General features: G+C 73.0%; 21 protein-coding genes. 10 read left to right on the forward strand and 11 right to left on the reverse strand.

Translation table 11 applies throughout. The features are described from left to right. Positions 1-117 precede the first annotated feature (117 nt). Complete coding sequence (locus V9U70_RS06345) at positions 118-2,040, reverse strand: hypothetical protein (RefSeq protein WP_419723945.1); 1,923 nt, start codon at positions 2,038-2,040, stop codon at positions 118-120. Between the two features lie 216 nt (positions 2,041-2,256). On the opposite strand from V9U70_RS06345, the gene radA reads away from it, so the two are divergent. Further along, positions 2,257-3,669 carry a DNA repair protein RadA gene (gene radA, locus V9U70_RS06350; protein WP_336673476.1) on the forward strand — a complete coding sequence of 471 codons (1,413 nt, stop codon included), beginning with the start codon at positions 2,257-2,259 and terminating at the stop codon, positions 3,667-3,669. A 78-nt stretch (positions 3,670-3,747) separates the two neighbouring features. Then, entirely contained in the window at positions 3,748-4,872 is a 1,125-nt protein-coding gene (gene disA, locus V9U70_RS06355; protein ID WP_336673477.1) for a DNA integrity scanning diadenylate cyclase DisA, read from the forward strand. 97 nt (positions 4,873-4,969) lie between these two features. Here the strand turns inward: disA and V9U70_RS06360 are convergent, their stop codons facing one another. Continuing rightward, positions 4,970-5,821, reverse strand: coding sequence for a hypothetical protein (locus V9U70_RS06360; RefSeq protein ID WP_336673544.1), 852 nt, complete (start codon positions 5,819-5,821; stop codon positions 4,970-4,972). A 208-nt stretch (positions 5,822-6,029) separates the two neighbouring features. Between V9U70_RS06360 and V9U70_RS06365 the strand changes: the two genes are divergently transcribed. The 5 genes from V9U70_RS06365 (at position 6,030) to cseC (ending at position 10,686) form a co-directional block, all read left to right on the forward strand. Next, a complete protein-coding gene (locus tag V9U70_RS06365) occupies positions 6,030-6,935 on the forward strand; it encodes an HhH-GPD family protein (RefSeq protein WP_336673478.1) in 906 nt (301 codons plus the stop codon). Between the two features lie 202 nt (positions 6,936-7,137). Continuing rightward, positions 7,138-7,809 carry a SigE family RNA polymerase sigma factor gene (locus V9U70_RS06370; RefSeq protein ID WP_336673479.1) on the forward strand — a complete coding sequence of 224 codons (672 nt, stop codon included), beginning with the start codon at positions 7,138-7,140 and terminating at the stop codon, positions 7,807-7,809. Positions 7,810-7,955: 146 nt separating this feature from the next. Beyond that, the gene (locus V9U70_RS06375; RefSeq protein WP_336673545.1) at positions 7,956-8,615 is read left to right on the forward strand and encodes a hypothetical protein; all 660 of its coding nucleotides are present in this window, start codon (positions 7,956-7,958) and stop codon (positions 8,613-8,615) included. 17 nt (positions 8,616-8,632) lie between these two features. Next, a complete protein-coding gene (gene cseB / locus V9U70_RS06380; protein WP_336673480.1) occupies positions 8,633-9,349 on the forward strand; it encodes a two-component system response regulator CseB in 717 nt (238 codons plus the stop codon). After that, the gene (gene cseC / locus V9U70_RS06385) at positions 9,346-10,686 is read left to right on the forward strand and encodes a two-component system sensor histidine kinase CseC (protein WP_336673481.1); all 1,341 of its coding nucleotides are present in this window, start codon (positions 9,346-9,348) and stop codon (positions 10,684-10,686) included. Before cseB ends, cseC begins: the two co-directional genes overlap by 4 nt. 200 nt (positions 10,687-10,886) lie before the next feature. Here the strand turns inward: cseC and V9U70_RS06390 are convergent, their stop codons facing one another. Next, complete coding sequence (locus tag V9U70_RS06390; protein WP_336673482.1) at positions 10,887-11,588, reverse strand: M23 family metallopeptidase; 702 nt, start codon at positions 11,586-11,588, stop codon at positions 10,887-10,889. Between the two features lie 456 nt (positions 11,589-12,044). Between V9U70_RS06390 and V9U70_RS06395 the strand changes: the two genes are divergently transcribed. Together V9U70_RS06395 and V9U70_RS06400 are read left to right on the forward strand one after the other, a co-directional pair. Further along, on the forward strand, positions 12,045-12,455 hold the full coding sequence (locus V9U70_RS06395) for a trypco2 family protein (protein ID WP_336673483.1): 411 nt from the start codon (positions 12,045-12,047) through the stop codon (positions 12,453-12,455). A gap of 107 nt (positions 12,456-12,562) precedes the next feature. After that, positions 12,563-15,793, forward strand: a complete 3,231-nt coding sequence (locus V9U70_RS06400) for an NACHT domain-containing protein (protein WP_419723946.1) — start codon at positions 12,563-12,565, stop codon at positions 15,791-15,793. Positions 15,794-15,911: 118 nt separating this feature from the next. Here the strand turns inward: V9U70_RS06400 and V9U70_RS06405 are convergent, their stop codons facing one another. Continuing rightward, positions 15,912-18,440, reverse strand: coding sequence for an ATP-dependent Clp protease ATP-binding subunit (locus V9U70_RS06405; RefSeq protein WP_336673485.1), 2,529 nt, complete (start codon positions 18,438-18,440; stop codon positions 15,912-15,914). Positions 18,441-18,890: 450 nt separating this feature from the next. Between V9U70_RS06405 and V9U70_RS06410 the strand changes: the two genes are divergently transcribed. Beyond that, complete coding sequence (locus V9U70_RS06410; protein WP_336673486.1) at positions 18,891-19,493, forward strand: SCO3374 family protein; 603 nt, start codon at positions 18,891-18,893, stop codon at positions 19,491-19,493. On the opposite strand, the gene V9U70_RS06415 is transcribed toward V9U70_RS06410, so the two are convergent. The 7 genes from V9U70_RS06415 to nadC all read right to left on the reverse strand — a co-directional run bounded on the left by V9U70_RS06415 (position 19,472) and on the right by nadC (position 24,029). Further along, positions 19,472-19,807 (reverse strand): histone-like nucleoid-structuring protein Lsr2, encoded by a 336-nt coding sequence (locus V9U70_RS06415; RefSeq protein ID WP_018489329.1) that lies wholly within the window; start codon positions 19,805-19,807, stop codon positions 19,472-19,474. The two genes, V9U70_RS06410 and V9U70_RS06415, sit on opposite strands and share 22 nt — an antisense overlap. A gap of 144 nt (positions 19,808-19,951) precedes the next feature. Beyond that, complete coding sequence (locus V9U70_RS06420) at positions 19,952-20,521, reverse strand: amino-acid N-acetyltransferase (protein ID WP_336673487.1); 570 nt, start codon at positions 20,519-20,521, stop codon at positions 19,952-19,954. A 9-nt stretch (positions 20,522-20,530) separates the two neighbouring features. Continuing rightward, on the reverse strand, positions 20,531-20,989 hold the full coding sequence (locus tag V9U70_RS06425) for a BlaI/MecI/CopY family transcriptional regulator (RefSeq protein ID WP_336673488.1): 459 nt from the start codon (positions 20,987-20,989) through the stop codon (positions 20,531-20,533). Between the two features lie 166 nt (positions 20,990-21,155). Continuing rightward, a complete protein-coding gene (locus V9U70_RS06430; RefSeq protein ID WP_336673489.1) occupies positions 21,156-21,335 on the reverse strand; it encodes a hypothetical protein in 180 nt (59 codons plus the stop codon). 92 nt (positions 21,336-21,427) lie between these two features. After that, the gene (locus V9U70_RS06435; protein ID WP_336673546.1) at positions 21,428-22,012 is read right to left on the reverse strand and encodes a hypothetical protein; all 585 of its coding nucleotides are present in this window, start codon (positions 22,010-22,012) and stop codon (positions 21,428-21,430) included. 170 nt (positions 22,013-22,182) lie between these two features. Next, positions 22,183-22,980: a type III pantothenate kinase gene (locus tag V9U70_RS06440; protein ID WP_336673490.1), complete on the reverse strand. Its 798-nt coding sequence runs from the start codon at positions 22,978-22,980 to the stop codon at positions 22,183-22,185. Then, complete coding sequence (gene nadC, locus V9U70_RS06445; RefSeq protein ID WP_336673491.1) at positions 22,980-24,029, reverse strand: carboxylating nicotinate-nucleotide diphosphorylase; 1,050 nt, start codon at positions 24,027-24,029, stop codon at positions 22,980-22,982. Before nadC ends, V9U70_RS06440 begins: the two co-directional genes overlap by 1 nt. Positions 24,030-24,100 lie beyond the last annotated feature (71 nt).

Genomic DNA, 24,100 nt, shown 5'->3' on the forward strand with positions numbered 1-24,100 from the left:
GGGGCGCCGGAGCGACGACCGGCCGGGCCGCCGGGGCCTGACCGGCCCGCCCCCTGGCGCGGGGCGCGGGGCTCAAGCCGCGGGGCGCGGGGCGGTGGCCCCGAGCCGCCGCGTCGGTCAGCCCGCCGGCCCCGGGTCGGAAGGGGCCGTACCGGTCGGGCCCGGGTCCGTGGGGGCCGGGCCGGTCGGCTCCGGCGGTTCGGGCGCCGGGACGGTGGGCGTGGGCCCGGGCGGGTCGGTCGGCGCGGGCGGCTCCGTCGGGTCGGCGGGGCCGGTCGGGTCCGGGCCGGGGCCCGTGGGGCCGGGGCCGGGCTCGGTCGGGGTCGGGTCGGTGGGGCCGGGGTCCGTGGGGCCCGGTTCCGCTGGGCGGGGCGGGCCGGGCGCGGGGCGGGCGGGGCGCAGGCCGGGAGGCGTCGGGGACGGCGCGCCGTAGCCGTCGATGATCACGGCGGAGCCGGAGGGGGCCATCGTGATCCGGGCGCGCCACAGCCCCTCCGGCTGCGCCGCGCGGATCACCGAGACATCGATCGTGGTGCTCTGCCCGGCCGCGAGCGTGCCGGACGTCCGGCTGAACCGCAGCCACGGCGCGTCCGCCGACGCCGCCCAGCGGACCGGAGACCGCCCGGACGCGGTCAGCGTGATCGCCGTGAGCGCTCCGGCGGTCCGCGCGGTGACCCTCAGCCGCGCTCCGTCCTGCCGGGCGCCGCCGGCGCTGACGACCTCGGCCGTGACGTCCGGGACGCGGACGCCGTGCCGGCCGCCGGGGCGGGCGTTGCCCGTGTTCTCGTACGGGGCGTGGGGGTCGCCGCTCCTTCCGCCCGCGCCGTCCTCTGTCTCGGTGGCGGTGACCGAGGTCCCCTCGTGGCCCTCGCCGGTCTGCGGCGCTCCTCTGTACGCGGCCCACAGGGCGATCACCGGGGCGGCGACCACGGTCGCGACCACCGTGGTCGTCACGAGCCGGGCGCGCAGCCGGTCCCGGCGGGCGGCGTGGTCCTTGGGGTCCAGCGGGTAGCCGGTGCGGTCGAACCGCGGGCCGCCCGACCGGGACCGCTGGGCCTGGACCATCGCGACGTACACGGAGGGCCTGGGGGCCTCGACGACCGGCAGCGCGCAGGCCGGGGCCAGGGCGGCCCCGGGCCAGGGGCCCGCGGCGTCGGCCCGTTCGGCGGCGCGCCGGCACCGGGGGCAGTCGTCGACGTGCCGGACGATCTCGCGGCGCAGCGCGGCGGAGAGCCGCACCCGGTGGTCGCCGGTGAGCCGGGCGACGGCGGGGCAGCCCCCGGTCTCGACGACGGCGAGGGCCGCACGGGTGCGCTCCACCTCGCAGGCCGCGGCGGCCAGCAGCTCGCGGGCGGTGAGCGGCTCCAGGCCGAGCACGGAGGCGACGGCGCGCGGGGTGAGCCGGTGGCGCACGGCCAGTTCGAGCGCCTCCCGCTGCTCGGGGGTGGTGCCCGCGGCCTCGGGCCAGGCGAGCTGGGCCAGCTCACGGCGGCGCGCCTCTGCGGCCGGGGTCTCGGCGGGGGCGGGGACGACGGCGTCCTCGGGGGTGGCGGGGACGGTGGGCGCGGGCGGGGCGGCGGCCCGGGCGCGCTCCGGTGTACGCCGGGGCGCGTGCGCCCCCCGCGGGCCGGGCGGCGGGAACGTCTCGGCCCCGTCGGAGGCCTGGGCCGAGCGCGGCGGCTCGGCCGTTCCGGTCGGCTTGGCCGTTCCGGTCGGCTGCCGGTGCGCCCGGCGGCCGCGGCCGCGCTCCGCGAGGGCGCGCAGGCAGGTCCACCGGGCCAGCGCGTACAGCCAGGATTGACGTTCCTCCTCTGCCGCGGGGCACCGGGCGTCCTGCCGGTCCGCGATCGCCAGGACCGCGCCGAGCGCCTCTGTGGCCGCGTCGTGGTCGCAGAGCACGGAGAGGCAGTAGGTGAACAGTCCGTCGAGATACGGCTCGTAACGTGCGGGGGTCCGCTGTGCCGCGGCGTGGGGGGCTCGGCGGTGCGCCCGGTGTGCGCCGGTGGTGTGCGTCGGGGTCTCCAACCTGCTGCTCGTCACCCGGCGACCGTAAGCAGGGGAGCGGACGGCCTTAGCACCTCTTGAACACATTTAATCCTTACGGGTGAAGCTATCCCTCGAAAGAGGACAGGGGGAACGGATTCGGGCCGAAGTACCCCCGTGCGCCCCTCCGCTCAAGCCCCCACCGCCGCCGTGTGCGCGGGTGGAGGGGACGGCGCGGGCGGCGCTGTCGTACCCCGCCTATACGGTGACGCCATGGCTGCCCGTACGAAATCCGCGAAGGACCGTCCGTCCTACCGCTGCACCGAGTGCGGCTGGACGACCGCCAAATGGCTGGGCCGCTGCCCCGAGTGCCAGGCCTGGGGGACGGTCGAGGAGTTCGGCGGCGCCCCCGCCGTCCGCACCACCGCGGCCGGCCGGGTCTCCGCGGCCGCGCTGCCGATCGGCCAGGTCGACGGCCGGACGGCCACCGCCAGATCGACCGGGGTCAGTGAGCTGGACCGGGTGCTCGGCGGCGGGCTGGTGCCCGGCGCGGTCGTCCTGCTGGCCGGCGAGCCGGGCGTCGGCAAGTCGACGCTGCTGCTGGACGTGGCGGCCAAGGCGGCGAGCGACGACCACCGCACGCTGTATGTGACCGCGGAGGAGTCCGCGAGCCAGGTCCGGCTGCGGGCCGACCGGATCGGCTCGATCAACGACCACCTCTACCTCGCGGCGGAGACCGACCTGTCCGCGGTCCTCGGTCACCTGGACGCGGTCAAGCCGTCCCTGCTCGTGCTGGACTCGGTGCAGACGGTCGCCTCGCCGGAGATCGACGGAGCCCCCGGCGGGATGGCCCAGGTCCGGGAGGTGGCCGGAGCGCTGATCCGGGCGTCCAAGGAGCGTGGGATGGCCACGCTGCTGGTCGGCCACGTCACGAAGGACGGCGCGATCGCCGGGCCCCGGCTGCTGGAGCACCTGGTCGACGTGGTGCTCTCCTTCGAGGGCGACCGCCATGCCCGGCTGCGCCTGGTGCGCGGCGTCAAGAACCGTTACGGGGCGACCGACGAGGTCGGCTGCTTCGAGCTGCACGACGAGGGCATCACCGGTCTCGCCGACCCCTCGGGCCTCTTCCTGACCCGGCGCGACGTGGCGGTGCCGGGCACCTGTCTGACGGTCACCCTGGAGGGCAAGCGCCCGTTGGTCGCCGAGGTGCAGGCGCTCACCGTCGACTCGCAGATCCCCTCGCCCCGGCGCACGACCTCCGGTCTGGAGACGTCCCGGGTGTCGATGATGCTCGCCGTCCTGGAACAGCGCGGCCGGATCAGCGCCCTCGGCAAGCGCGACATCTACAGCGCGACCGTCGGCGGCGTGAAGCTGACCGAGCCCGCGGCGGACCTGGCGATCGCCCTCGCGCTGGCCAGTGCCGCCAGCGACACCCCGCTCCCGAAGAACCTGGTCGCGATCGGCGAGGTGGGGCTCGCGGGCGAGGTCAGAAGGGTCACGGGGGTGCAGCGCAGGCTGGCAGAGGCCCACCGGCTGGGCTTCACCCACGCCCTGGTCCCGACCGACCCGGGGCGGGTCCCGGCCGGTATGAAGGTCACGGAAGTCGCCGACATGGGCGACGCTCTGCGGGTCCTCCCGCGCCGCTCCCGTCAGGAGGCACCACAGGAGGACGACACGCGCCGGTAGACTTTGCCCTGGTCTCGCCCCGCCCGTGGACACGCATGGGGGAGCAAGGGCACCGCAACCTGTGACCGGAGGAGTGCAGTGGCAGCCAACGACCGGGCGACGACGTCCGGAAAGTCCGGCCAAGGCACGGGTAACGAGGCGCTGATGCGCGCCTCGCTGAGCGCGGTCGCGCCCGGTATGGCCCTGCGGGACGGCCTGGAGCGCATTCTCCGCGGCAACACCGGCGGGCTGATCGTCCTGGGCATGGACAAGACCGTCGAATCGATGTGCACCGGCGGATTCGTGCTGGACGTGGAGTTCACGGCGACGCGGCTGCGCGAGCTGTGCAAGCTCGACGGAGCGCTGATCCTCGACAAGGACATGACCAAGATTCTGCGGGCCGGCGTGCAGCTGGTCCCGGACGCCTCGATCCCCACGGAGGAGACGGGCACCCGCCACCGCACGGCGGACCGGGTGTCCAAGGCGTGCGGCTTCCCCGTCGTCTCGGTCTCGCAGTCGATGCGGCTGATCGCGCTGTACGTGCACGGGGAGCGGCGGGTCCTGGAGGAGTCCTCCGCGATCCTGTCCCGGGCCAACCAGGCGCTCGCGACGCTGGAGCGGTACAAGCTGCGCCTCGACGAGGTGGCGGGCACGCTGTCCGCGCTGGAGATCGAGGACCTGGTCACCGTCCGGGACGTGACGGCGGTGGCCCAGCGGCTGGAGATGGTGCGGCGGATCGCGACCGAGATCGCGGAGTACGTGGTCGAGCTGGGCACCGACGGACGTCTGCTCTCCCTCCAGCTGGACGAGCTGATCGCGGGGGTGGAGCCGGAGCGTGAGCTGGTGGTCCGGGACTATGTGCCCGAGCCGACGGCGAAGCGGTCGCGCACGGTGGCCGAGGCGCTGACCGAGCTGGACGCGCTGAGCCACACGGAGCTGCTGGAGCTGGCCGTGGTGGCGCGGGCGCTGGGGTACAGCGGCTCGCCCGAGACGCTGGACTCGGCGGTGTCCCCGCGCGGGTTCCGGCTGCTGGCGAAGGTGCCGCGGCTGCCGGGCGCCATCATCGAGCGGCTGGTGGAGCACTTCGGCGGCCTGCAGAAGCTGCTGGCCGCGAGCGTGGACGACCTCCAGACCGTGGACGGCGTCGGGGAGGCGCGGGCGCGCAGTGTGCGGGAGGGGCTCTCGCGGCTGGCGGAGTCCTCCATCCTGGAGCGGTACGTGTAGGGCCTGACCCACCCGGCGGGCCGCCGGGCCGCCGGCCAAGAGGGCGTCCGAGGGGGCGCCCTCTTCGCGTGCCGCCCGTCGGGAGGGGCCCTCCCGGTCAGTCCCTGGCGAGGACGAACGACGCCCGCTGGACCGGGAGTCCGGGCGCCTTCGCCTCCAGGAGATACGTACCGGGGCCGGCCTTCCCGGCCGAGGGGGTCGCGCAGCCGGGCGTGGAGAGGGTCCGGTTCCAGTCGACGGTGTGCACCACCGTGGCGTCGGCCGGAATCCGCAGGAACAGCGGGCCCGGTGCGGCGGGGCAGTCCTTCGAGGACCAGATCTCCTCGTTGTCGTCGCCGCCGGCCTCGGTGACCGTGAGGACGACGCTCTTCGGGCCGAGATCGGCCTTGCAGGTGGCGGAGGAGGTGTTCGTGGCGACCAGCTCGAACTCCGGCCTGTCGTCGGGGCCGTAACTGACCTCCGTGCGCAGGCTCAGCCGCACCGCGCCGGGCTTGCAGTCCGGGAGCGGGGAACCGGCCGGGACCTGCCGGCCGGCCGTGCCGCCGCCGCTGTCGCCCGCACCTGCCGCGCCAGCCGCGTCGCTTGACGCCCCGTCGGACGCGGCGCCGTCGCTCGCACCGGTGTCGCCGTCGCCGGAGCCGTTCCCTGAGCCGCTGCCCGAGCCGTTCCCGGCAGCGTCGCCGGAGCCGTCGCCGCTGCCGCCGTCCTCGCCGGACTCGTCGCGTCCGCCGGGCTGCCCGGTGATGGCGGGACCGGAGCCCGACGGGCCGGGGTCGATCGACCTGACCGGCTCGGAGCCGCCGGGCTTGCCGTCGTCGCCGCTCCCGCCGGCGCCCAGGGAGGTGACCGCCCAGGCGATCAGCGCGGCGAGCAGCGCAACCAGAAGCGCCGCCACCGCCCTCCGTCGCCAGTAGATGCTGGAGGGGAGCGGACCGACCGGACTGCGCATAGATCCCACGCCCCGAACTCTACGAGAGATCCGTGCCGCCCCAGGCCGCAGCCGCCACTCCGGGCACAAGTTCTGCCGATCATCATCACGGAGGTCGGGGCACAGGGGACAGAACGGGTGGCGTTGTCGCCCTGCGGCCCGCCGCGCGGGCCGACACCCCCGTGCCCGTCTCCGCCGCCCGCCCTTCCGTGCCAGGATCTCAGGTGCGATGACTGCTATGACTTCGACACAGACGCCCCCCGCCGCCTCCCTCCACTCCCCCGTCATCGGGTGGTTCGAGCAGCACGCCCGCGATCTCCCCTGGCGCCGCCCCGAAGCGGGCGCCTGGGGCGTGATGGTCAGCGAGTTCATGCTGCAGCAGACCCCGGTGAGCCGGGTCCTCCCGGTCTACGAACAGTGGCTCGCCCGCTGGCCCCGCCCCGCCGACCTGGCCGCAGAGGCGCCCGGCGAAGCGGTGCGCGCCTGGGGCCGGCTCGGCTACCCGCGCCGCGCACTGCGCCTGCACGGGGCCGCGCAGGCGATAACGGAACGGCACGGCGGCGACGTGCCGAGCGAGCACGCCCAGCTGCTGGCGCTGCCCGGCATCGGCGAGTACACGGCGGCGGCCGTCGCCTCCTTCGCGTACGGCCAGCGGCACGCGGTGCTCGACACGAACGTCCGCCGGGTGTTCGCCCGCGCCGCGTCCGGCATCCAGTACCCGCCGAACGCCACCACGGCCGCCGAGCGCAAGCTCGCGCGGGCGCTGCTCCCCGACGAGGACGAGCGGGCGGCCCGCTGGGCGGCGGCCACGATGGAGCTGGGCGCGCTGGTGTGCACCGCGCGCAACGAGAGCTGCGACCAGTGCCCGATCGTCTCGCAGTGCGCATGGCGGCTGGCCGGCAAGCCCGCGCACCAGGGGCCCGCGCGCAAGGGCCAGACGTACGCCGGCACCGACCGGCAGGTGCGCGGGAGGCTGCTGGCCGTGCTGCGGGACGCGGCGGACCCGGTGCCGCAGGCTGCCCTGGACGCGGTGTGGCAGGAGCCCGTGCAGCGGGCCCGCGCGCTGGACGGGCTGGTCGCCGACGGGCTGGTCGAGCCGCTGGCCGACGGCAGGTACCGGCTGCCGATGACCTGACCCGCGCCCCCTCCCCGCCGTCCGGCAGCACCGCTCCCCCGCCCGCCCGGTGCTGTTACACAACCGATGGACAGCCGTGCACCGGTGTACGGCTGCTCCGCACATCGCCGTGACAACGCCTCCGTAGCGTCTTCGACAGCAGGGCACCCTGGCCGCGCGAGACCTCGCGGCCCAGCGGTACACGGGGATGGAGGCGGTTGTCATGGCGCAGGGCGAGGTGCTCGCGTTCGAGGATTACGTACGCACACGGCAGGAGGCCCTGCTCCGCAGCGCACGCCGTCTGGTGCCCGACCCGGTGGACGCGCAGGACCTGCTCCAGACCGCGCTGGCGCGGACGTACGGCCGCTGGGACGGCATCGCGGACAAGTCCCTCGCCGACGCCTATCTGCGCCGGGTCATGATCAACACCCGCACCGAGTGGTGGCGGGCCCGCAAGCTCGAAGAGGTGCCGACCGAGCAGCTGCCCGACGCGAGCGTCGAGGACGGCAGCGAGCAGCGCGCCGACCGCGCCCTGCTGATGGACGTCCTGGGCATCCTGGCTCCCAAGCAGCGCAGTGTCGTCGTCCTGCGACACTGGGAGCAGATGAGCACGGAAGAGACGGCGGCGGCGCTCGGCATGTCCGCCGGTACGGTCAAGAGCACGCTGCACCGGGCTCTGGCGCGCCTGCGCCAGGAGCTGGAGCGCCGCGAGCTGGACAGCCGCGAGGCGGTCGCCCGGGAGACCGGGGACCACCGCACGGCGCCGCCGGCCCCCTCCGCGCGGGTCCCCGCCCGGCCGACGACGGTCACGGCGGTTTCCGGGGCGCGGCCCCACATACCGGCGCAGCGGAACAGGCGCCACGACGAGCGGGGGCGGGAGCGGTGCGCGGCCTGACGGACAGCAGCGGCGACGGCGTCGGCGAGGAGAGCGGGCCGGGCTCCGGCGACGGCTCCCCCCGCGGCGGGAGCGGGGAGGGCGGCGACGCCCGGGGCGGCGACACCTCGGAAAGATCCGGCCGGAGCCGCGGACTGCGGACCGGCGTGGCGGCGAGCGGCACGGCCCTGGCCGGCCTCGTCGCCTTCGGGCTGTTCGGCGCCGGCTGCTCCACCGGCGGCACCGGCACCCGGGACGAGGGGCCGGCCGTGAGCCGGCCGGTCGCCCGGATCACGCCGCAGGCCACTCCCTCGGGCACGGCCCCGGCCACCAAGCGGGTCAACGCGGTGGCGCTCCTCAAGGGCGACCCGAAGGTGGGCGAGCGGGTCCGGTCCGCGCTGCGGCCCTGCGCCGGAGACGCCTACCCGGTGGACACCTCCTACGGATCGCTCACCGGAGGCCGGGCCACCGACGTCGTGGTCAACGTGATGAGCTGCGCCGACTCGGTGGGCATCGGGACGTACGTGTACCGGGCGGGCGAGGGCGGCGCCTACGAGAACGTCTTCGCCGTCGAGGTGCCCGCCGTCTACGGGACCATCGACCGGGGCGACCTCGTGGTCACGACCCAGGTCTACGGCTCCAAGGACCCGCTCGCCTACCCGTCCGGCTCCGAGGTGGTCACCTACCGTTGGGCCGACGGCCGCTTCAGCGAGCACGACCGGGTGCACAACGACTTCAGCCGTGCGGTCGAGGGCACGGACGGTGAGCTGCCGGTGCAGCCGGAACCGGTGGAGCCGGCCGAGTCGGCGGAACCGAGCAGGAACTGAAAGCGAGAAGCAGCTCCATGGCCGAGACCCACGTCCTCTTCGTCGAGGACGACGACGTCATCCGCGAGGCCACCCAGCTCGCCCTGGAGCGGGTCGGCTTCGCGGTCACCGCCATGCCCGACGGCCTTGCGGGCCTGGAGGCCTTCCGGGCCGACCGGCCTGACATCGCCCTGCTCGACGTCATGGTGCCGGGCCTGGACGGGGTGAGCCTGTGCCGGCGCATCCGGGACGAGTCGACCGTACCCGTGATCATGCTGTCGGCGCGGGCCGACTCGATCGACGTGGTCCTGGGCCTGGAGGCCGGGGCGGACGACTACGTCACCAAGCCCTTCGACAGCGCGGTCCTGGTGGCCCGCATCCGGGCGGTGCTGCGCCGCTTCGGCCACGCGGCCGGGGCGGACGGCGGGCAGCGGCACCGGGGTACGCGGGGAGAGGGCGGGGCGCCCGGCGGGGTCCTCGCCTTCGGTGATCTGGAGGTCGACACCGACGGCATGGAGGTCCGGCGCGACGGCCAGCAGGTGGCGCTGACGCCCACCGAGATGCGGCTGCTGCTGGAGTTCTCGTCCGCGCCGGGCACCGTCCTCTCCCGCGACAAGCTCCTGGAGCGGGTGTGGGACTACGGCTGGGGCGGCGACACCCGGGTGGTGGACGTGCACGTCCAGCGGCTGCGCGCCAAGATCGGCCAGGACCGGATCGAGACGGTCCGCGGCTTCGGCTACAAGCTGCGCGCATGAAGCCACCGGCCCTGCGGACCGGTGTCCGCTGGAAGATCAGCATCGCCATCGCGGCGGTCGGCGCGCTCGTCGCCGTGGCGCTGAGCCTCGTGGTGCACAACGCGGCCCGCGTGTCCATGATCGAGAACGCCCGCGAGGTGCAGCTGGAGCGGCTGCTGGGCGCCCAGCGGTTCTACGAGGCGACGACCATGCAGAAGGGCGGGCCGAAGTTCGGCGCCAAGCTCAACGACCCGGCGATACCGCCGAGCCTGCGCGAGGAGGTCCGCAAGAACCGCCGGGCCACCCATGTGACGGCGTCCGCCGACGGGGTCCCCGACGTCTGGGCGGCGGTCCCGCTGGCCAACGGGGACGTGCTCTCGCTGCACACCCGGTTCGCGGACCGCTCCGCCACGATCATGGACGATCTGGACCGGGCGCTGCTCATCGGCTCGGTCTCGGTGGTCTTCGGCGGTTGCGCCCTCGGCGTCCTGATCGGCGGCCAGCTCTCGCGCCGGCTGCGCAAGGCCGCGGCCGCGGCGGGCCGGGTCGCCCAGGGGCAGACCGACGTGCGGGTCCGCGAGGCCGTCGGCGGGGTCGTCCGCGACGAGACCGACGAGCTGGCACGGGCGGTCGACGCGCTGACCGACGCGCTGAACGAGCGGATCGAGGCGGAGCGCCGGGTCACCGCGGACATCGCCCATGAACTGCGCACCCCGGTCACGGGCCTGCTCACCGCGGCCGAACTGCTGCCGCCCGGCCGCCCCACCGAGCTGGTCCGGGACCGGGCCCAGGCGATGCGGACACTGGTCGAGGACGTGCTGGAGGTGGCGAGGCTGGACAGCGCCTCGGAGCGGGCGGAGCTCCAGGAGCTGCCGCTCGGCGAGTTCGTCAGCCGCCGGATCGGGCTGCTGGACCCGGACGTGACCGTGCGGGTGGTGCACGAGTCGTGGGTCTCCACCGATCCGCGCCGGCTGGAGCGCATCCTCGGCAACCTGCTCGGCAACGCTGCCAAGCACGGCTCCACCCCGGTGGAGGTCACGGTCGAGGGCCGGGTGGTGCGGGTTCGCGACCACGGCCGGGGCTTTCCGGAGGAGCTGCTGCGGGACGGGCCGAGCCGCTTCCGTACCGGCAGCGTGGACCGGGCCGGGCACGGGCACGGGCTGGGCCTGACGATCGCGGCTGGCCAGGCCAGGGTGCTGGGGGCCCGGCTGACGTTCCGGAACGCGGGGCCCGCGGGCACGGCGGAGGGCACGGGCGGGGCGATCGCGGTGCTGTGGCTGCCGGAGCACGCGCCGACGACGACGGGGAGCTTCCCGGTGCTGCGGATGCCGGACCGGCGGCAGGCGCCCTCCGGCTGAGCCGGCGGGGCGGGGACACGCCACCGCAGACGCCGACGGCGACGTACGAGGGGAAGCCGTGAGGCTGTCCTCGACGTCGCCGTCGGTCGGGTGACCCGGGCGCACGCCCCGGGTACCGGGGTGCAACGGGTCCACTGACTCTCTTCGGTTGTGCTGGGCGCGCCGGTCCCCGGCGCGTCAGCGCGGGTACGTCAGACGGATCAGATGGAGACGTGCACCGAGCGGAGGAACGCGGCCGGGTTCATCGCCGAGCCGTAGTTCGGGGTGGTGCGGATCTCGAAGTGCAGGTGCGGACCGCTGGAGTTGCCCGTGTTGCCGGACAGGGCGATCTTCTGGCCCGTCTTGACGCTCTGGCCGGCCTTCACATTGATCTTCGACAGGTGCGCGTACTGCGAGTACTTGCCGTTGGCGTGCTTGATCACGACGGCGTTGCCGTAGGCGGGGCCGTCACCGGCGCCGTTCGGGCCTGCCTTCACGACGGTGCCGGCGTGGGCGGCCTCGACCTTGGTGCCGACCGGCACGGCGAAGTCCTGGCCGGAGTGCTTGGCGGCCCAGCGGGCGCCGCCGGTGCCGTAGCTGGCGCTCAGGGTGTACTTCTCGACCGGGGCCGTCCAGGAGGCGGCCTTCTTCTTCGCGGCCTTCTTCGCGGCCTCGGCCTTCTTCTTCGCGGTGGCGGCCTTCTCGGCGGCCGCCTCCGCGGCCTTGCTCTGCGCGGTCGCCTGCTGGGCGACCGAGTCGGCGGTGGTGCCTGCGGCGAGAACGGCGGTGTCGGCGCCGCCGGACGCGAACGCCGCGCCTGCCCCCAGAACCAGCGACGTTCCCAGGCCGGTGGCCACGACGGCGTTGCGGACACGGGAGACGGACGGGCGGATGGAGAGCTGGTTCGTTGCGCGCTTCGACATACGGGGAAGTCCTCCGAAGGTGAGTGGACCCGGCGTGCTGTCCGGGCTTGCTCCACCTTGGTAACCCGCACCCCCATCGGTGCTCAAACACCCCATCTACGAAGAAAAGCCGTATTTCGCCCTGGGGGAATTCGTCGCAGTTGCCCCTTTTCGGGCACCCGGAACGCTCTCGCGATCCTTCGCGCGGAACAGGTTTAGGCCCTGCTCCACGGGCACTTTTCCGGACACAGTCCCGCGATACGGCCTTACCGCCCGCCTCGGCGGAAGGACCTGCCCGCGCCGGGCCGAAGGTCCCGCGGCCGCTCCGGGCGCTTCCTCCTAGCGCGGCTAGTAGGGCTGTTTCGGGCTGTGCGCCTTGTCACCGCCGGTGGGACCTCGGTCCGTCCGTTTCGGGACCTTCGGCCCGCCGCCTCACTACGCTGACGGGAAAGCGGCGCCACACCCCGGGGGGACACCATGACGGCCGAGAACACCCACGCCCTGGACGGCATCGAGCTCGCCGATGCCGTCGCCTCCATCCGCGACCAGCTCATCGACGCGGCGACCCGCGCCTTGGACCACCCCGTCGCCTTCGCCGTGGGGGACATCCAGATGGAGTTCACCCTGGAGCTGCGGCGGGAGGCCAAGGCGGGCGGCAAGGTGAAGGCCTGGGTGGTCGAGGCCGGTGCGGACGCCTCCCTCGCGACGGGCCGCACGCACAAGGTGGCCTTCACCCTGACCCCGCGCAGCGCGGCGACGGGCGAGGCGTGGGAGATCGGAACGGAGAACGACGGCTCCACGGCCGGCTTCGGGGAGAGCTCGGCGTACGGCTTCGGCGACGCGGAGGGCTCCGCGCCCGGCCTCGGCGGCAGGGACGCACGTCCGTGAGAGCGAGTGTCCCGCCGGGCCCGGCGGCCCCCGGAGGCCCGGGGGAGCCGTCCCGGCCCTCCGCACGCGTCCCGGGTCCGTCCGCCGTCCACCCCGCCGACCGCACAGTGGCCGTCTTCGGCGCCCTCCAGGGCAGCGGCGTCCTGCTCACCGACCTGCTGGTCCTGACCTGCGCCCACGTCGTGCGGACCGGAGCGGTCCACGTGGCCCACCCTGCCTCCGGGGACCGGACCCCGGCCGCGGTCGCCTGGATCGACGACCGCCTGGACGTGGCCCTCCTCCAGGCCGACGCACCGGTGCGGCCGGTGCCGCCCGCGCGGCTCGGCGTGGTGGACACCCGGCAGGCGATACCGGGGTGCGAGATCACCGGTTTCCCCCGCGTCCAGCGCTACGGCCCCGACCAGCGCCTGGAGGCGGACCAGTACACGGCGACGGTCCTGCCGCTGGCCGGGCAGGTCCGGGACCTGCTGGTCTGCGACCTCGACGGACCGCCCGCCGCGCACCGGGACGACGAGTCGGCGGCCCTGTCCGGGCTCTCCGGCGGGCCGGTCTTCATGGGGGACGTCCTCCTGGGCGTCGCCCGGCAGATACCCCGGCAGCGCGACGGCCGCCGGGTCGAGTGCGTCCCGCTCACCCCGCTCCTCGCGGCACAGCCCTTCCGCCACGTCTACGAACGGACCGGCGTCGCCCTGCGCCGAGAACGCGTCCACGGCAGCTTCCCGAGGGACCTGCGGTACGAGACGGAGTACGCCCAGGCGCTGGAGGTCGCGTACCGGCGTACGAAGATCTTCGGGCTGGACGAGCTGAGCAGGCACGACGCCGAATGGGACCTGGACACCGCCTACCTCAGCCTGGAGGCCCGCGCACAGACCCCTGCGGCCCGGTCCGCGGAATCCGCTCCGCCCCTCCCCCGGCGCATCGACGCCCTCCTCAGCGACCGTCCGCGGGTCCTGCTGCGCGGTGAGGCCGGCGCGGGCAAGACGACGCTGCTGTGGTGGCTGGCCGCCCACGCCTCGGCCCGGACCCTGAGCGGCGACCTGGCCCCGCTCAACGGCCTGGTCCCCTTCGTCGTGCCCCTGCGCACCCTGCGGGCGAGGGGCGGCGCGTTCCCGGGGCCGACCGGGCTGTCGGGCGCGGCCGGGCTGGTGATCGACACGGCCCCGGAGGGGTGGGCGGGCCGGGTCCTGGAGTCCGGCCGAGCGCTGCTGCTGGTGGACGGCCTGGACGAGGTGCCGCCGCAGGAGCGCGAGCAGGCCCACGACTGGCTCTGCCGGCTACTGAGCCGCTACCCGGAGACCCGGTGCGTCGTCACCGTACGGCCGCTCGCCGTCGAGCCGGACTGGCTGCGCTCCGAGGGGTTCGAAGAGCTGCGGCTGCTGCCGATGCGGAACGAGGACATCCAGGCCTTCGTGGCCTCCTGGCACCGGGCGGTCCGGCCCTCCCAGGAGGACGACGCCGGGCGGCTGGACGAACTGGAACGCGACCTCTCCCGGCAGTTCGAGCAGAACCCCACGCTCCGCGACCTGGCCCGTACGCCGCTGCTCTGCGCGGTGATCTGCGCCCTGCACCGCCGCCGTGACGGCCTCCTCCCGGAGACCCGATGGAAGCTGTACCGCTCGGCCCTGGAGATGCTCCTCGGCCACCGCGACCGCCGCCGCCGTATCCAGGACCCCGAGGGTGTGGAGCTGGACATCGAGGAGCACACGCAGCTCCTCCAGCGCATCGCCGTCTGGCTGGTCCGCGAGGGCCAGTCGGAGTTCACCCGCGACCAGGCGCTGCGGCAACTGGGCCGCGGACTGGCGGGGATGGAGCGGGTGCGGGCCCAGGGGCCGCCCGAGAAGATCCTGGCCCACCTGCTCAACCGCAGCGGACTGCTCCAGGAACACACCGACACCGCCTACCAGTTCGTCCACCGGACGTTCCAGGACTACCTCGCCGCGAAGGAGCTCGTCGAGGACGAGCACCTCAACGAACTGCTGCTCCACGCGCAAGAGGAGTCCTGGCAGGACGTGGTCCTGCTGGCGGCCGGACACTGCGGGCGGCGCGAACTCGGCGCGCTGGTGGAAGGGTTGCTCGACGCGGGCCTGGAGCACGAGGACGGCTCGATGCAGCGCGTCGACCTCCACGTCCTGGCGGCCCTGTGCTCGCAGCACGCGGCATGGCTGGAGGACCGGGTTCGGGAACGGGTCCGGCGGAACACGGCGCTGCTGTCCCCGTTGAGGGACTCCTTCCGGATCAAGCCGGTGGCGCGGCTGGGAGCGGCCGCGCTGGAGGGCCTCCCCGATCCGGAGAGCCTGGCGTACGACGACCCCGCGGTCGGGCACACGGCGGACCTGATCGCCGAGATCGGTGGACGCGAGGCCCTGCCCCACGCCCGCGCCTGGGTCCTCGCCCACCCCCACGTCGACCGCGCGTTCATCCACACCTGGGAGAACTTCCCCGCCGGCCCGTACGCCACCGAGGTTCTGATCCACTGCGACCTCTCCACGGTCCTGTTGACGATCAGTGATCGCGAGCGGCTCGGGGCCGTGCGGCGTCTCCCGTCCGTCCGGGACCTGTCCCTGAGCGAGGACCTGCCGGAGTCGGAGATCAGGGCGGCTCTGGAAGGCAAACGGCTGGAGCACCTCTACATCACCGAGAACCGGCTGCTCACCGACCTCTCCTGCCTCTTCCCCGTACGCGACAGCCTGGGCGTGCTGTCCATCGAGGACTGCCCCGGCATCAGGGACTGGCGGCCGCTCGCGCGGTTCAGCGCGCTGCACTCGCTGTTCCTGGACCTCGCGCACGTGCCGCCCGCCCGCTGGGAACAGCTCGCGGACCTGCCCGGCGGCCTGGGCCTGCTGGACCTGGTGAACCTCCCGGAGGACGGGCTGAGCCGCCTCCCCGCTCACCCCGGGGTCACCCATCTCGGCCTGGCGGGCGACCGCCCTCTCGTGCTGAAGGGGCTCGGCGCCTGGTCGTCGCTGGCGTCCCTGGAGGTGTCCGGGCTCAGCGACCTCGACGGGGCGCTCACCGAACTGCGCGCGCACGCACGGGTCGGTGAGATCGAGTTCCGGTCCTTCCCCTGGTCCAGCGGGCCCGGCGGCGCGCCGCCCGTCCCCTCCATCGAGAACCTGACGGTGCCGTCCCCGGCTGACGGCCGGGACCTGTCGCTGCTCCGCCCCCTCTTCCCGGAGATCCGCTGTCTCTCCCTCCGGGCCTCTGACCACACCGGGAGGCTGGACCTCACCCCGCTGCACGACTGGCCGGGGATCGCGGTGGAGGTCCACGGGCAGGAGCACCGGGCGCTCCTCGGCGCGGAGGAACTGGGCGACCGGCTCTCCCTCCACAGCTACTGACCCGCGCAGAAGGGCCCACGGGAAAGGGGCTGCCCCGGACCGGTACGGATACCGGTTCCGGGGCAGCCCCTCAGCTCGGGCTCACACCCTGGACGCGTGTTACACGTCCTTCGGCGTGTTACACGTCCTTCGTCAGGTTCGGGCCGGCGCCGCCTGCCGCCTGCTCGATCGGCGGGACGTCGGGCAGCGCCGACTTCTCCTCGCCGCGGAAGGTGAACGTCTGCTCGTCACCCTCGCCCTCGGTGCCCACGACCACGATGTGACCGGGACGCAGCTCGCCGAAGAGGATCTTCTCCGAGAGGATGTCCTCGATCTGCCGCTGGATCGTCCGGCGCAGCGGCCGGGCGCCCATCACGGGGTCATAGCCCTTCTTCGCCAGGAGCGACTTGGCCTCGGAGCTCAGCTCGATGCCCATGTCGCGGTCCCGGAGGCGCTCGTCCACCTTGGCGAGCATGAGGTCGACGATCTGGATGATGTCTTCCTCGGTCAGCTGGTGGAAGACGACCGTGTCGTCGACACGGTTGAGGAATTCCGGCCGGAAGTGCTGCTTGAGCTCTTCGTTGACCTTGACCTTCATCCGCTCGTAGTTCGTCTTGACGTCGCCCTGGGCCGCGAAGCCCAGGTTGAAGCCCTTGGAGATGTCCCGGGTCCCGAGGTTGGTCGTCATGATGATGACCGTGTTCTTGAAGTCCACCACCCGGCCCTGGGAGTCGGTCAGGCGACCGTCCTCCAGAATCTGGAGCAGGGAATTGAAGATATCGGGGTGAGCCTTCTCGACCTCGTCGAAGAGGACGACGGAGAACGGCTTGCGGCGCACCTTCTCGGTGAGCTGTCCGCCCTCCTCGTAGCCCACGTAACCGGGGGGCGAACCGAAGAGGCGGGAGACCGTGTGCTTCTCGCTGAACTCCGACATGTCGAGGGAGATCAGCGCGTCCTCGTCGCCGAAGAGGAATTCGGCGAGCGTCTTGGACAGCTCCGTCTTACCGACGCCGGACGGGCCGGCGAAGATGAACGAGCCACCGGGGCGCTTCGGGTCCTTCAGGCCGGCTCGCGTACGGCGGATCGCCTGCGAGAGGGCCTTGATGGCGTCCTTCTGCCCGATGACGCGCTTGTGGAGCTCGTCCTCCATGCGCAGCAGACGGGAGGACTCCTCCTCCGTCAGCTTGAAGACCGGGATGCCGGTGGCCGTCGCCAGGACCTCGGCGATGAGCTCGCCGTCGACCTCGGCGACGACGTCCATGTCGCCGGCCTTCCACTCCTTCTCGCGCTTGGCCTTCGCCGCCAGCAGCTGCTTCTCCTTGTCGCGGAGGGAGGCTGCCTTCTCGAAGTCCTGGGAGTCGATGGCCGACTCCTTGTCGCGGCGGACGCCCGCGATCTTCTCGTCGAACTCACGGAGGTCCGGCGGCGCGGTCATCCGGCGGATGCGCATCCGGGAACCGGCCTCGTCGATCAGGTCGATCGCCTTGTCCGGCAGGAAGCGGTCCGAGATGTACCGGTCGGCCAGGGTCGCGGCCTGGACCAGCGCCTCGTCCGTGATGGAGACCCGGTGGTGGGCCTCGTAACGGTCGCGCAGGCCCTTGAGGATCTCGATGGTGTGCGGCAGCGACGGCTCCGCGACCTGGATGGGCTGGAAGCGGCGCTCGAGAGCGGCGTCCTTCTCCAGGTGCTTGCGGTACTCGTCGAGCGTGGTGGCGCCGATGGTCTGGAGCTCGCCCCGCGCCAGCATGGGCTTCAGGATCGAGGCCGCGTCGATGGCGCCTTCCGCGGCGCCCGCGCCGACGAGCGTGTGGAGCTCGTCGATGAACAGGATGATGTCGCCGCGGGTGCGGATCTCCTTGAGGACCTTTTTCAGGCGCTCCTCGAAGTCACCCCGGTACCGGGAGCCGGCGACCAGGGCGCCGAGGTCCAGGGTGTAGAGGTGCTTGTCCTTGAGGGTCTCGGGCACCTCGCCCTTGACGATCGCCTGGGCCAGGCCCTCGACGACCGCCGTCTTGCCGACGCCGGGCTCGCCGATGAGGACCGGGTTGTTCTTGGTCCGGCGGGACAGCACCTGCATGACCCGCTCGATCTCCTTCTCGCGCCCGATGACCGGGTCGAGCTTGGACTCACGAGCGGCCTGGGTGAGATTCCGGCCGAACTGGTCGAGCACCAGGGAGGTGGAGGGCGTGCCCTCCGCGGGACCGCCTGCGGTCGCCGCCTCCTTGCCGCCCGAATAGCCGGAAAGCAGCTGGATGACCTGCTGCCGGACCCGGTTCAGGTCGGCACCCAGCTTCACGAGGACCTGGGCGGCGACGCCCTCGCCCTCGCGGATCAGGCCGAGCAGGATGTGCTCGGTGCCGATGTAGTTGTGGCCCAGCTGAAGGGCCTCGCGGAGCGACAGCTCCAGGACCTTCTTGGCTCGCGGGGTGAAGGGGATGTGCCCGGAAGGAGCCTGCTGCCCCTGCCCGATGATCTCCTCCACCTGCTGGCGGACCGCCTCGAGCGAAATCCCGAGGCTCTCCAGGGCCTTAGCGGCGACACCCTCACCCTCGTGGATCAGGCCCAGGAGGATGTGCTCGGTGCCGATGTAGTTGTGGTTGAGCATCCGGGCTTCTTCCTGAGCCAGGACGACAACCCGCCGCGCGCGGTCGGTGAACCTCTCGAACATCGTTAATCGCTCCTCAGAGCGGTCGGTCAGTGAGGGGTCGGTCCCCTCCCAGTCCTTCCGCATGCTAGTCCCGCAGGACGGGACAGCTCGTTCCAACTGCCGACATCCGTCCGGATCACCCCCGCACCGGCGGGGATTCTTACTGCCGAACAGCTGACTACTGCTCCAACCCGATGGTGCGAGACGATGTTCCCGCAGGCCAGGCAGATATCCCTTTCGCCAGTACGCCGATGGCGAACGTGAGACGCCTCGGCGAGCCCGTCGCCCCTTCCCACTAGGAAAGTCTTACCCGCAATCACTGACAGTCCATGCGGCGCGCCCCGGTTCCCTCCGCTACGGGCGAACAACCTCGCGCCGCCGCACGCCCTCGCGCGCCCCCACGGCGCGGACCCGGTGTGATGGTCCGAAAGCTCTGCGTAACCCACAGGGTGGTGCGGGTGTTCTTCGGTCATGGCACCCACCGTTCCGCCGCCCCGATCGTCACCCGGCGCCGCTCCCGGCTCCGCCGAGACCGCTCTGGCCCTGCGGTACGAACGCGAGCTGGGCTGGTTCACCGCGGGACGCGATCCGCTGCGGCTGCTCACCGGGCTGCGCTTCGACGTGCTGGAACTGCCGGCCGACGCGGGGCGCGCCGTCCTTTGGCGCGGCGTGCGGACCGGGCCGGTGCTGCTGTGCGGTGAGCGGATGGGGCTGCTGGTCGCCGCGGGCGGGGCCGATGAGCTGCCGGGACTGCTCGACTGGCTGGAATGGGGTCCGATCGCACTGGACCTGACCGCCCTGGGCACGGGGGGCCGTGTCTCCGCTCCCCCACTGCCGGGCGGCGCGGGGGACTCGTCGGGGGCCGCTGTGTGGCTGCGGCCCCCAGAGCCGAGGCGTGCGCCCGAGTCGGCCCTGCCGGCCCTCACGGGCTTCGGGAGCAGCGGTGGGGATGCCCCCGATCTCGTACGCCTGGTGGACGCCGCGGCCACCGAATGCCATCGGGTCCGGTTGTCGCGCGCCCGCGCCGGTCTGCTGACAAGGGGTGCGGCAGATCAGCCGTTGGCCTTCTCGTAGGCCTCGCGGATCTCGGCGGGAACCCGGCCGCGGTCATTCACATTGTGGCCGTTCTCGCGCGCCCACCGCCGGATTTCCGCGGTGTCCTTGTTGCCGCCGGACACGGCGCGGCCCTTGCCGCGGCCCGTGGCCGCGCGGCCGCCGGTGCGACGCCCACCCTTGGTGTAGGGCTCGAGAAGGCCGCGAAGCTTGTCCGCGTTGGCCGTGGTGAGGTCGATCTCGTACGTCTTGCCGTCAAGCGCGAACGTCACGGTCTCGTCAGCCTCGACGCCGTCGAGGTCATCGACAAGAAGGACCTGAACCTTCTGTGCCACGGGATTTCCTTTCATCGAAAATGGAGTACGCGGAAAGGAAACCGCTTTTCCTCGGAAAACACAAACCCCCGGGAGGGGTTCGGGAGCCCGAGAAGACGGGAAACATGCGCGATTCGGACATAGGGTTGCAGGTCCTTCTGCGGATCACAGGTGCAGGAGCATGCGGCTGTTGCCCAAGGTGTTCGGCTTCACCCGTTCGAGACCGAGGAACTCCGCGACGCCCTCGTCGTAGGAACGCAGCAGCTCACTGTAGACATCGGTGTCCACCGGCGTCTCTCCGATCTCGACGAAGCCGTGCTTCGCGAAGAAGTCCACTTCGAAGGTGAGGCAGAAAACCCTGCGGACACCGAGCCTGCGCGCGGTCTGCAAGAGCCTGTCCAGCAGGCGGTGCCCCACTCCGGAGCCCTTGCTGCGCGGGTCCACCGCGAGGGTCCGCACTTCCGCCAGGTCTTCCCACATGACATGAAGTGCGCCGCAGCCGATGACACGTGCGTCCTCGTCACGTTCGGCGACCCAGAACTCCTGGATGTCCTCGTAAAGAGTGACGGTCGCTTTGTCGAGCAGGATGCCTCCGGAGGCGTACCCGTCGAGGAGTCGGCGCACGTCGGCGACATCACTGGTCCTGGCCCGCCGGACGGTGATGGCGGGCTTATTTACCGACGGGTCGGTATGGAGTTCGGTATCCGGCTCGCTTTGCGGCTGCTCTGAGGACATGCCCCGACGCTATCGCCCGCTCTCCGGCGCCGCGTCATCGGCCGGGGGTCCGCCTTCGGCCGTCGAAGCGGTCGGTTCCGCGGGGCCCGCGGGGGCCTTGTCGGCGGGGCCGGGGGAAACCATGCGAACGGCATCCTGCAGCGCTTCACGCTGCTCGGGGGACATCATGCCGAAGAACGCGACAAGCGCGGCGGCGGGGTTGTCACTGCGTGACCAGGCTTCGTTCATCAGTGCGGCCGAGTAGGCGGCCCTGGTGGAGACGGCGGTATATCGATAGGCCCGGCCGTCGACTTCCCTGCGCACCCAGCCCTTCTGATGGAGATTGTCCATTACCGTCATCACGGTCGTGTAGGCGATGGACCGTTCCTGCTGGAGGTCCTCAAGGACTTCCCGCACGGTGACCGGTCGGTTCCATTGCCAGACGCGGGTCATCACGGCGTCTTCCAGGTCTCCCAAGGGGCGGGGCACAGGATCACTTTAGTGGCCCATGTCCCGAATGGCAGGGTATTTACACAGCCAAAGAGCGCACGGCTCTCATCAGCCGTGCGCTCTGGGCGTGCGCGCGAGGGGGCGCCTGGGGCCCTGGTCCGAGGGCGTGCGCCCGGGGGCGTGTGCGGGCGGGCCGCTGTCGCCGTCAGGCGTTCTCCGGACGAGCGGTCTGCTTTGCGGATTCCGCGCGGGCGAGCGCCGCGTCCACGACGGCGTCCTCCTTCGTCTTGTTCGGACCGCCCTGACTCTTGACGATCGTCACGACGAGGCCGATGAAGAAGACGGCCATCACCACGGGGGGCACGAGCGCGGATACGTAGTCCATGCCGTCCAGAGTAGCGAGCCCCGCACGGCCCGACGCGGCGACCTCCCGATGGAGGCCGCCGCGTCGGGCCGTGCGGGTGTACGGGGCGGGGGTCAGCCTGCCGCCCACTCCCGGGACCGGGGCGGTGCGGGGCGGCGGCGCGGCGGGAAGACCTCGGAGGGCTTGGGCATCGGGCGGTCGCCCGGCGCCGGGGGGCGGCCCGGAGGGGCCGGCGCCTCGGGCCGCTCCGGCTCCTGACCGGCGGCCCGGCCGCCGGTCAGCGCGAGCAGCCGGCCGCGCTGGCCGGGGGCCGTGAGGGGGGCGGAGCGGCCGGCGAGCCGCGCCCGTACGGAACGCTCCGCGAGCGTCCGGCAGCGCTCCAGGAGCGCTGCGGCGAGCGGCCTGCCGCGCAGGGCCCGCAGGGCGGCCAGATCGTCCGGGCGGGGGTCGTACCCGGCCGCCAGGGCGTCCTGGAGCAGCTCCAGGTAGCCGGTGACGGAACTGGGGAGGGCGTCGCGGTAGCGGGCGAGGTCGGCGAGGAGGAACGCTCGCAGCCGACCCGCCTCGCCGACCGCCTCGTCCACGGAGCCCGCGAGCCGCAGGCAGTCCTGGACGTCCTCGTCGGACAGGGACATGGGGTGGAGGGCGATGGCCAGGGCACGGCGGAGCACCCGCAGCTCGTCCGCGCTGAACGCCATGCCGCCTCGTGAACCGTAGGGCGTGGGCATAACGCGACAATACGTGCTAAATGGACAAAATCCGTTTAACTGGTCGTCGGTGGCGCGGCGACGAAACGGGGGAACTGCTGCCGCCGGGGCGTCGGCGGCAGCCGTTCCCGCAGCTGCGCCGGGCGTCCGGGCGGGAAGACTCAGGCGCGGGAGGCGTTCCGCTCGTACACCAGGCGCAGCCCGATGAGCGTCAGCCACGGCTCGTGCTCGTCGATCGCGGAGGACTCCCCCAACACCATCGGAGCAAGGCCGCCCGTCGCGATGACCGTGACGTCGTCCGGGTCGGCGGCCAGTTCCTTCTTCATCCGGGCCACCACTCCGTCGACCTGGCCCGCGAAGCCGTAGACGATGCCGGACTGCATCGCCTCGACGGTGTTCTTGCCGATCACGCTGCGCGGCCGGGCCAGCTCGATCTTGCGGAGCTGGGCGCCCTTGACGCCCAGGGCCTCGACCGAGATCTCGATGCCGGGGGCGATGACCCCGCCCGTGTACTCACCGCGCGCGGACACCGCGTCGAACGTGGTGGCGGTGCCGAAGTCGACGACGATCGCCGGGCCGCCGTACAGCTCGACGGCGGCGACCGCGTTGATGATGCGGTCGGCTCCGACCTCCTTCGGGTGGTCCATCAGCACCGGCACGCCGGTCTTGACGCCCGGCTCCACCAGGACGGCGGGGACGTCGCCGTAGTAGCGGCGGGTGACCTCGCGCAGCTCGTGCAGGACCGAGGGGACGGTGGCGCAGATCGCGATGCCCTCGATGCCGTCGCCCAGCTCCACGCCGAGCAGCGGGTGCATGCCCATCAGGCCCTGGAGCAGGACGGCCAGCTCGTCGGCGGTGCGGCGGGCGTCGGTGGAGATCCGCCAGTGCTCGACGATCTCCTCGCCGTCGAAGAGGCCGAGGACCGTGTGCGTGTTGCCGACGTCGATGGTGAGGAGCATCAGACGTCGGCCCCCGTGGCTCCGTCGGCGCCGGCGTCCCGGAAGTCCAGGCCGATGTCGAGGATCGGCGAGGAGTGGGTGAGGGCCCCGACGGCGAGGTAGTCGACGCCCGCGTCCGCGTAGGCGCGCGCCGAGTCGAGGGTGAGCCGGCCGGAGGACTCCAGGATCGCCCGGCCGTCGACCAGGGCCACCGCCTCGGCCGTCTCGGCCGGGGTGAAGTTGTCCAGCAGGATCAGGTCGACGCCCGCGTCCAGCACCTCGCGGACCTGTTCCAGCGTGTCGACCTCCACCTCCACGGCCACGTCGGGGAACGCGGCGCGGACCCGCTTGAAGGCCTCGGCGACTCCGCCCGCGGCGATCACGTGGTTGTCCTTGACGAGGGCTGCGTCGGCGAGCGACATCCGGTGGTTGACGCCGCCGCCGCAGCGCACCGCGTACTTCTCCAGCGCGCGCAGGCCCGCCGTCGTCTTACGGGTGTCGCGGACCTCTGCCCTGCTGCCCTCCAGCACGTCCGCCCACGCGCGGGTGGCGGTCGCGATGCCGGAGAGCCGGCACAGCAGGTTCAGCGCGCTGCGCTCCCCGGTCAGCAGGTCGCGGGTGCGCGTGGTGACGGTCAGCAGCTTCTGTCCGGCCACGACCCGCTCGCCGTCCTCGACGTGCCGCTCGACCTCGAACTCCTCGGTGCAGACGATCGACAGGACCGCCTCCGCGACCCGGAGCCCCGCCACGACACCGGGCTCCCGGGCGGTGAAGTCGCCGGTGGTCACGGCGTCCTTCGGGACGGTCGCCACGGTCGTGACGTCCACGCCGCCGTCGAGGTCCTCCTCGATGGCCACATGGGCGACGTCCTCGACCTGGACGGGGTCCAGCCCCGCCTGCGCGAGCAGCAGGGCGAGCGCGGGGTCCAGGCCGCACTCCAGGGCGTCGGGGGCGAAGCCGTCGCCGCAGCCGCAGCCGTCGTCCGCCGGAGCGGACGACGCGGGCGCGCCGACCCGGATCAGCGGTACGTCCACGGGTGTGGGGCGCGGATTCTCTTCGGGCGTGCTCACGATGACGGCTCCTCGGGGCTTCGGCGGGTGGTGCGGCGGTGCGGGCGGGGCTCTGCGGGGCGGCCGCCCCT

Origin of the sequence: Streptomyces pratensis (assembly GCF_037137275.1) — a bacterium.
GTDB lineage: Bacteria > Actinomycetota > Actinomycetes > Streptomycetales > Streptomycetaceae > Streptomyces > Streptomyces pratensis_B.

What these genes read in the sequence shown, in the direction of transcription:
- radA (WP_336673476.1), top strand. Translation starts at nt 2,257, where the DNA reads ATGGCTGCCCGTACGAAATCCGCGAAGGACCGTCCGTCCTACCGCTGC.
- V9U70_RS06360 (WP_336673544.1), bottom strand. Translation starts at nt 5,821, where the DNA reads ATGCGCAGTCCGGTCGGTCCGCTCCCCTCCAGCATCTACTGGCGACGG.
- V9U70_RS06365 (WP_336673478.1), top strand. Translation starts at nt 6,030, where the DNA reads ATGACTGCTATGACTTCGACACAGACGCCCCCCGCCGCCTCCCTCCAC.
- V9U70_RS06370 (WP_336673479.1), top strand. Translation starts at nt 7,138, where the DNA reads ATGGCGCAGGGCGAGGTGCTCGCGTTCGAGGATTACGTACGCACACGG.
- cseB (WP_336673480.1), top strand. Translation starts at nt 8,633, where the DNA reads ATGGCCGAGACCCACGTCCTCTTCGTCGAGGACGACGACGTCATCCGC.
- cseC (WP_336673481.1), top strand. Translation starts at nt 9,346, where the DNA reads ATGAAGCCACCGGCCCTGCGGACCGGTGTCCGCTGGAAGATCAGCATC.
- V9U70_RS06390 (WP_336673482.1), bottom strand. Translation starts at nt 11,588, where the DNA reads ATGTCGAAGCGCGCAACGAACCAGCTCTCCATCCGCCCGTCCGTCTCC.
- V9U70_RS06395 (WP_336673483.1), top strand. Translation starts at nt 12,045, where the DNA reads ATGACGGCCGAGAACACCCACGCCCTGGACGGCATCGAGCTCGCCGAT.
- V9U70_RS06405 (WP_336673485.1), bottom strand. Translation starts at nt 18,440, where the DNA reads ATGTTCGAGAGGTTCACCGACCGCGCGCGGCGGGTTGTCGTCCTGGCT.
- V9U70_RS06410 (WP_336673486.1), top strand. Translation starts at nt 18,891, where the DNA reads ATGGCACCCACCGTTCCGCCGCCCCGATCGTCACCCGGCGCCGCTCCC.
- V9U70_RS06420 (WP_336673487.1), bottom strand. Translation starts at nt 20,521, where the DNA reads ATGTCCTCAGAGCAGCCGCAAAGCGAGCCGGATACCGAACTCCATACC.
- V9U70_RS06430 (WP_336673489.1), bottom strand. Translation starts at nt 21,335, where the DNA reads ATGGACTACGTATCCGCGCTCGTGCCCCCCGTGGTGATGGCCGTCTTC.
- V9U70_RS06435 (WP_336673546.1), bottom strand. Translation starts at nt 22,012, where the DNA reads ATGGCGTTCAGCGCGGACGAGCTGCGGGTGCTCCGCCGTGCCCTGGCC.
- V9U70_RS06440 (WP_336673490.1), bottom strand. Translation starts at nt 22,980, where the DNA reads ATGCTCCTCACCATCGACGTCGGCAACACGCACACGGTCCTCGGCCTC.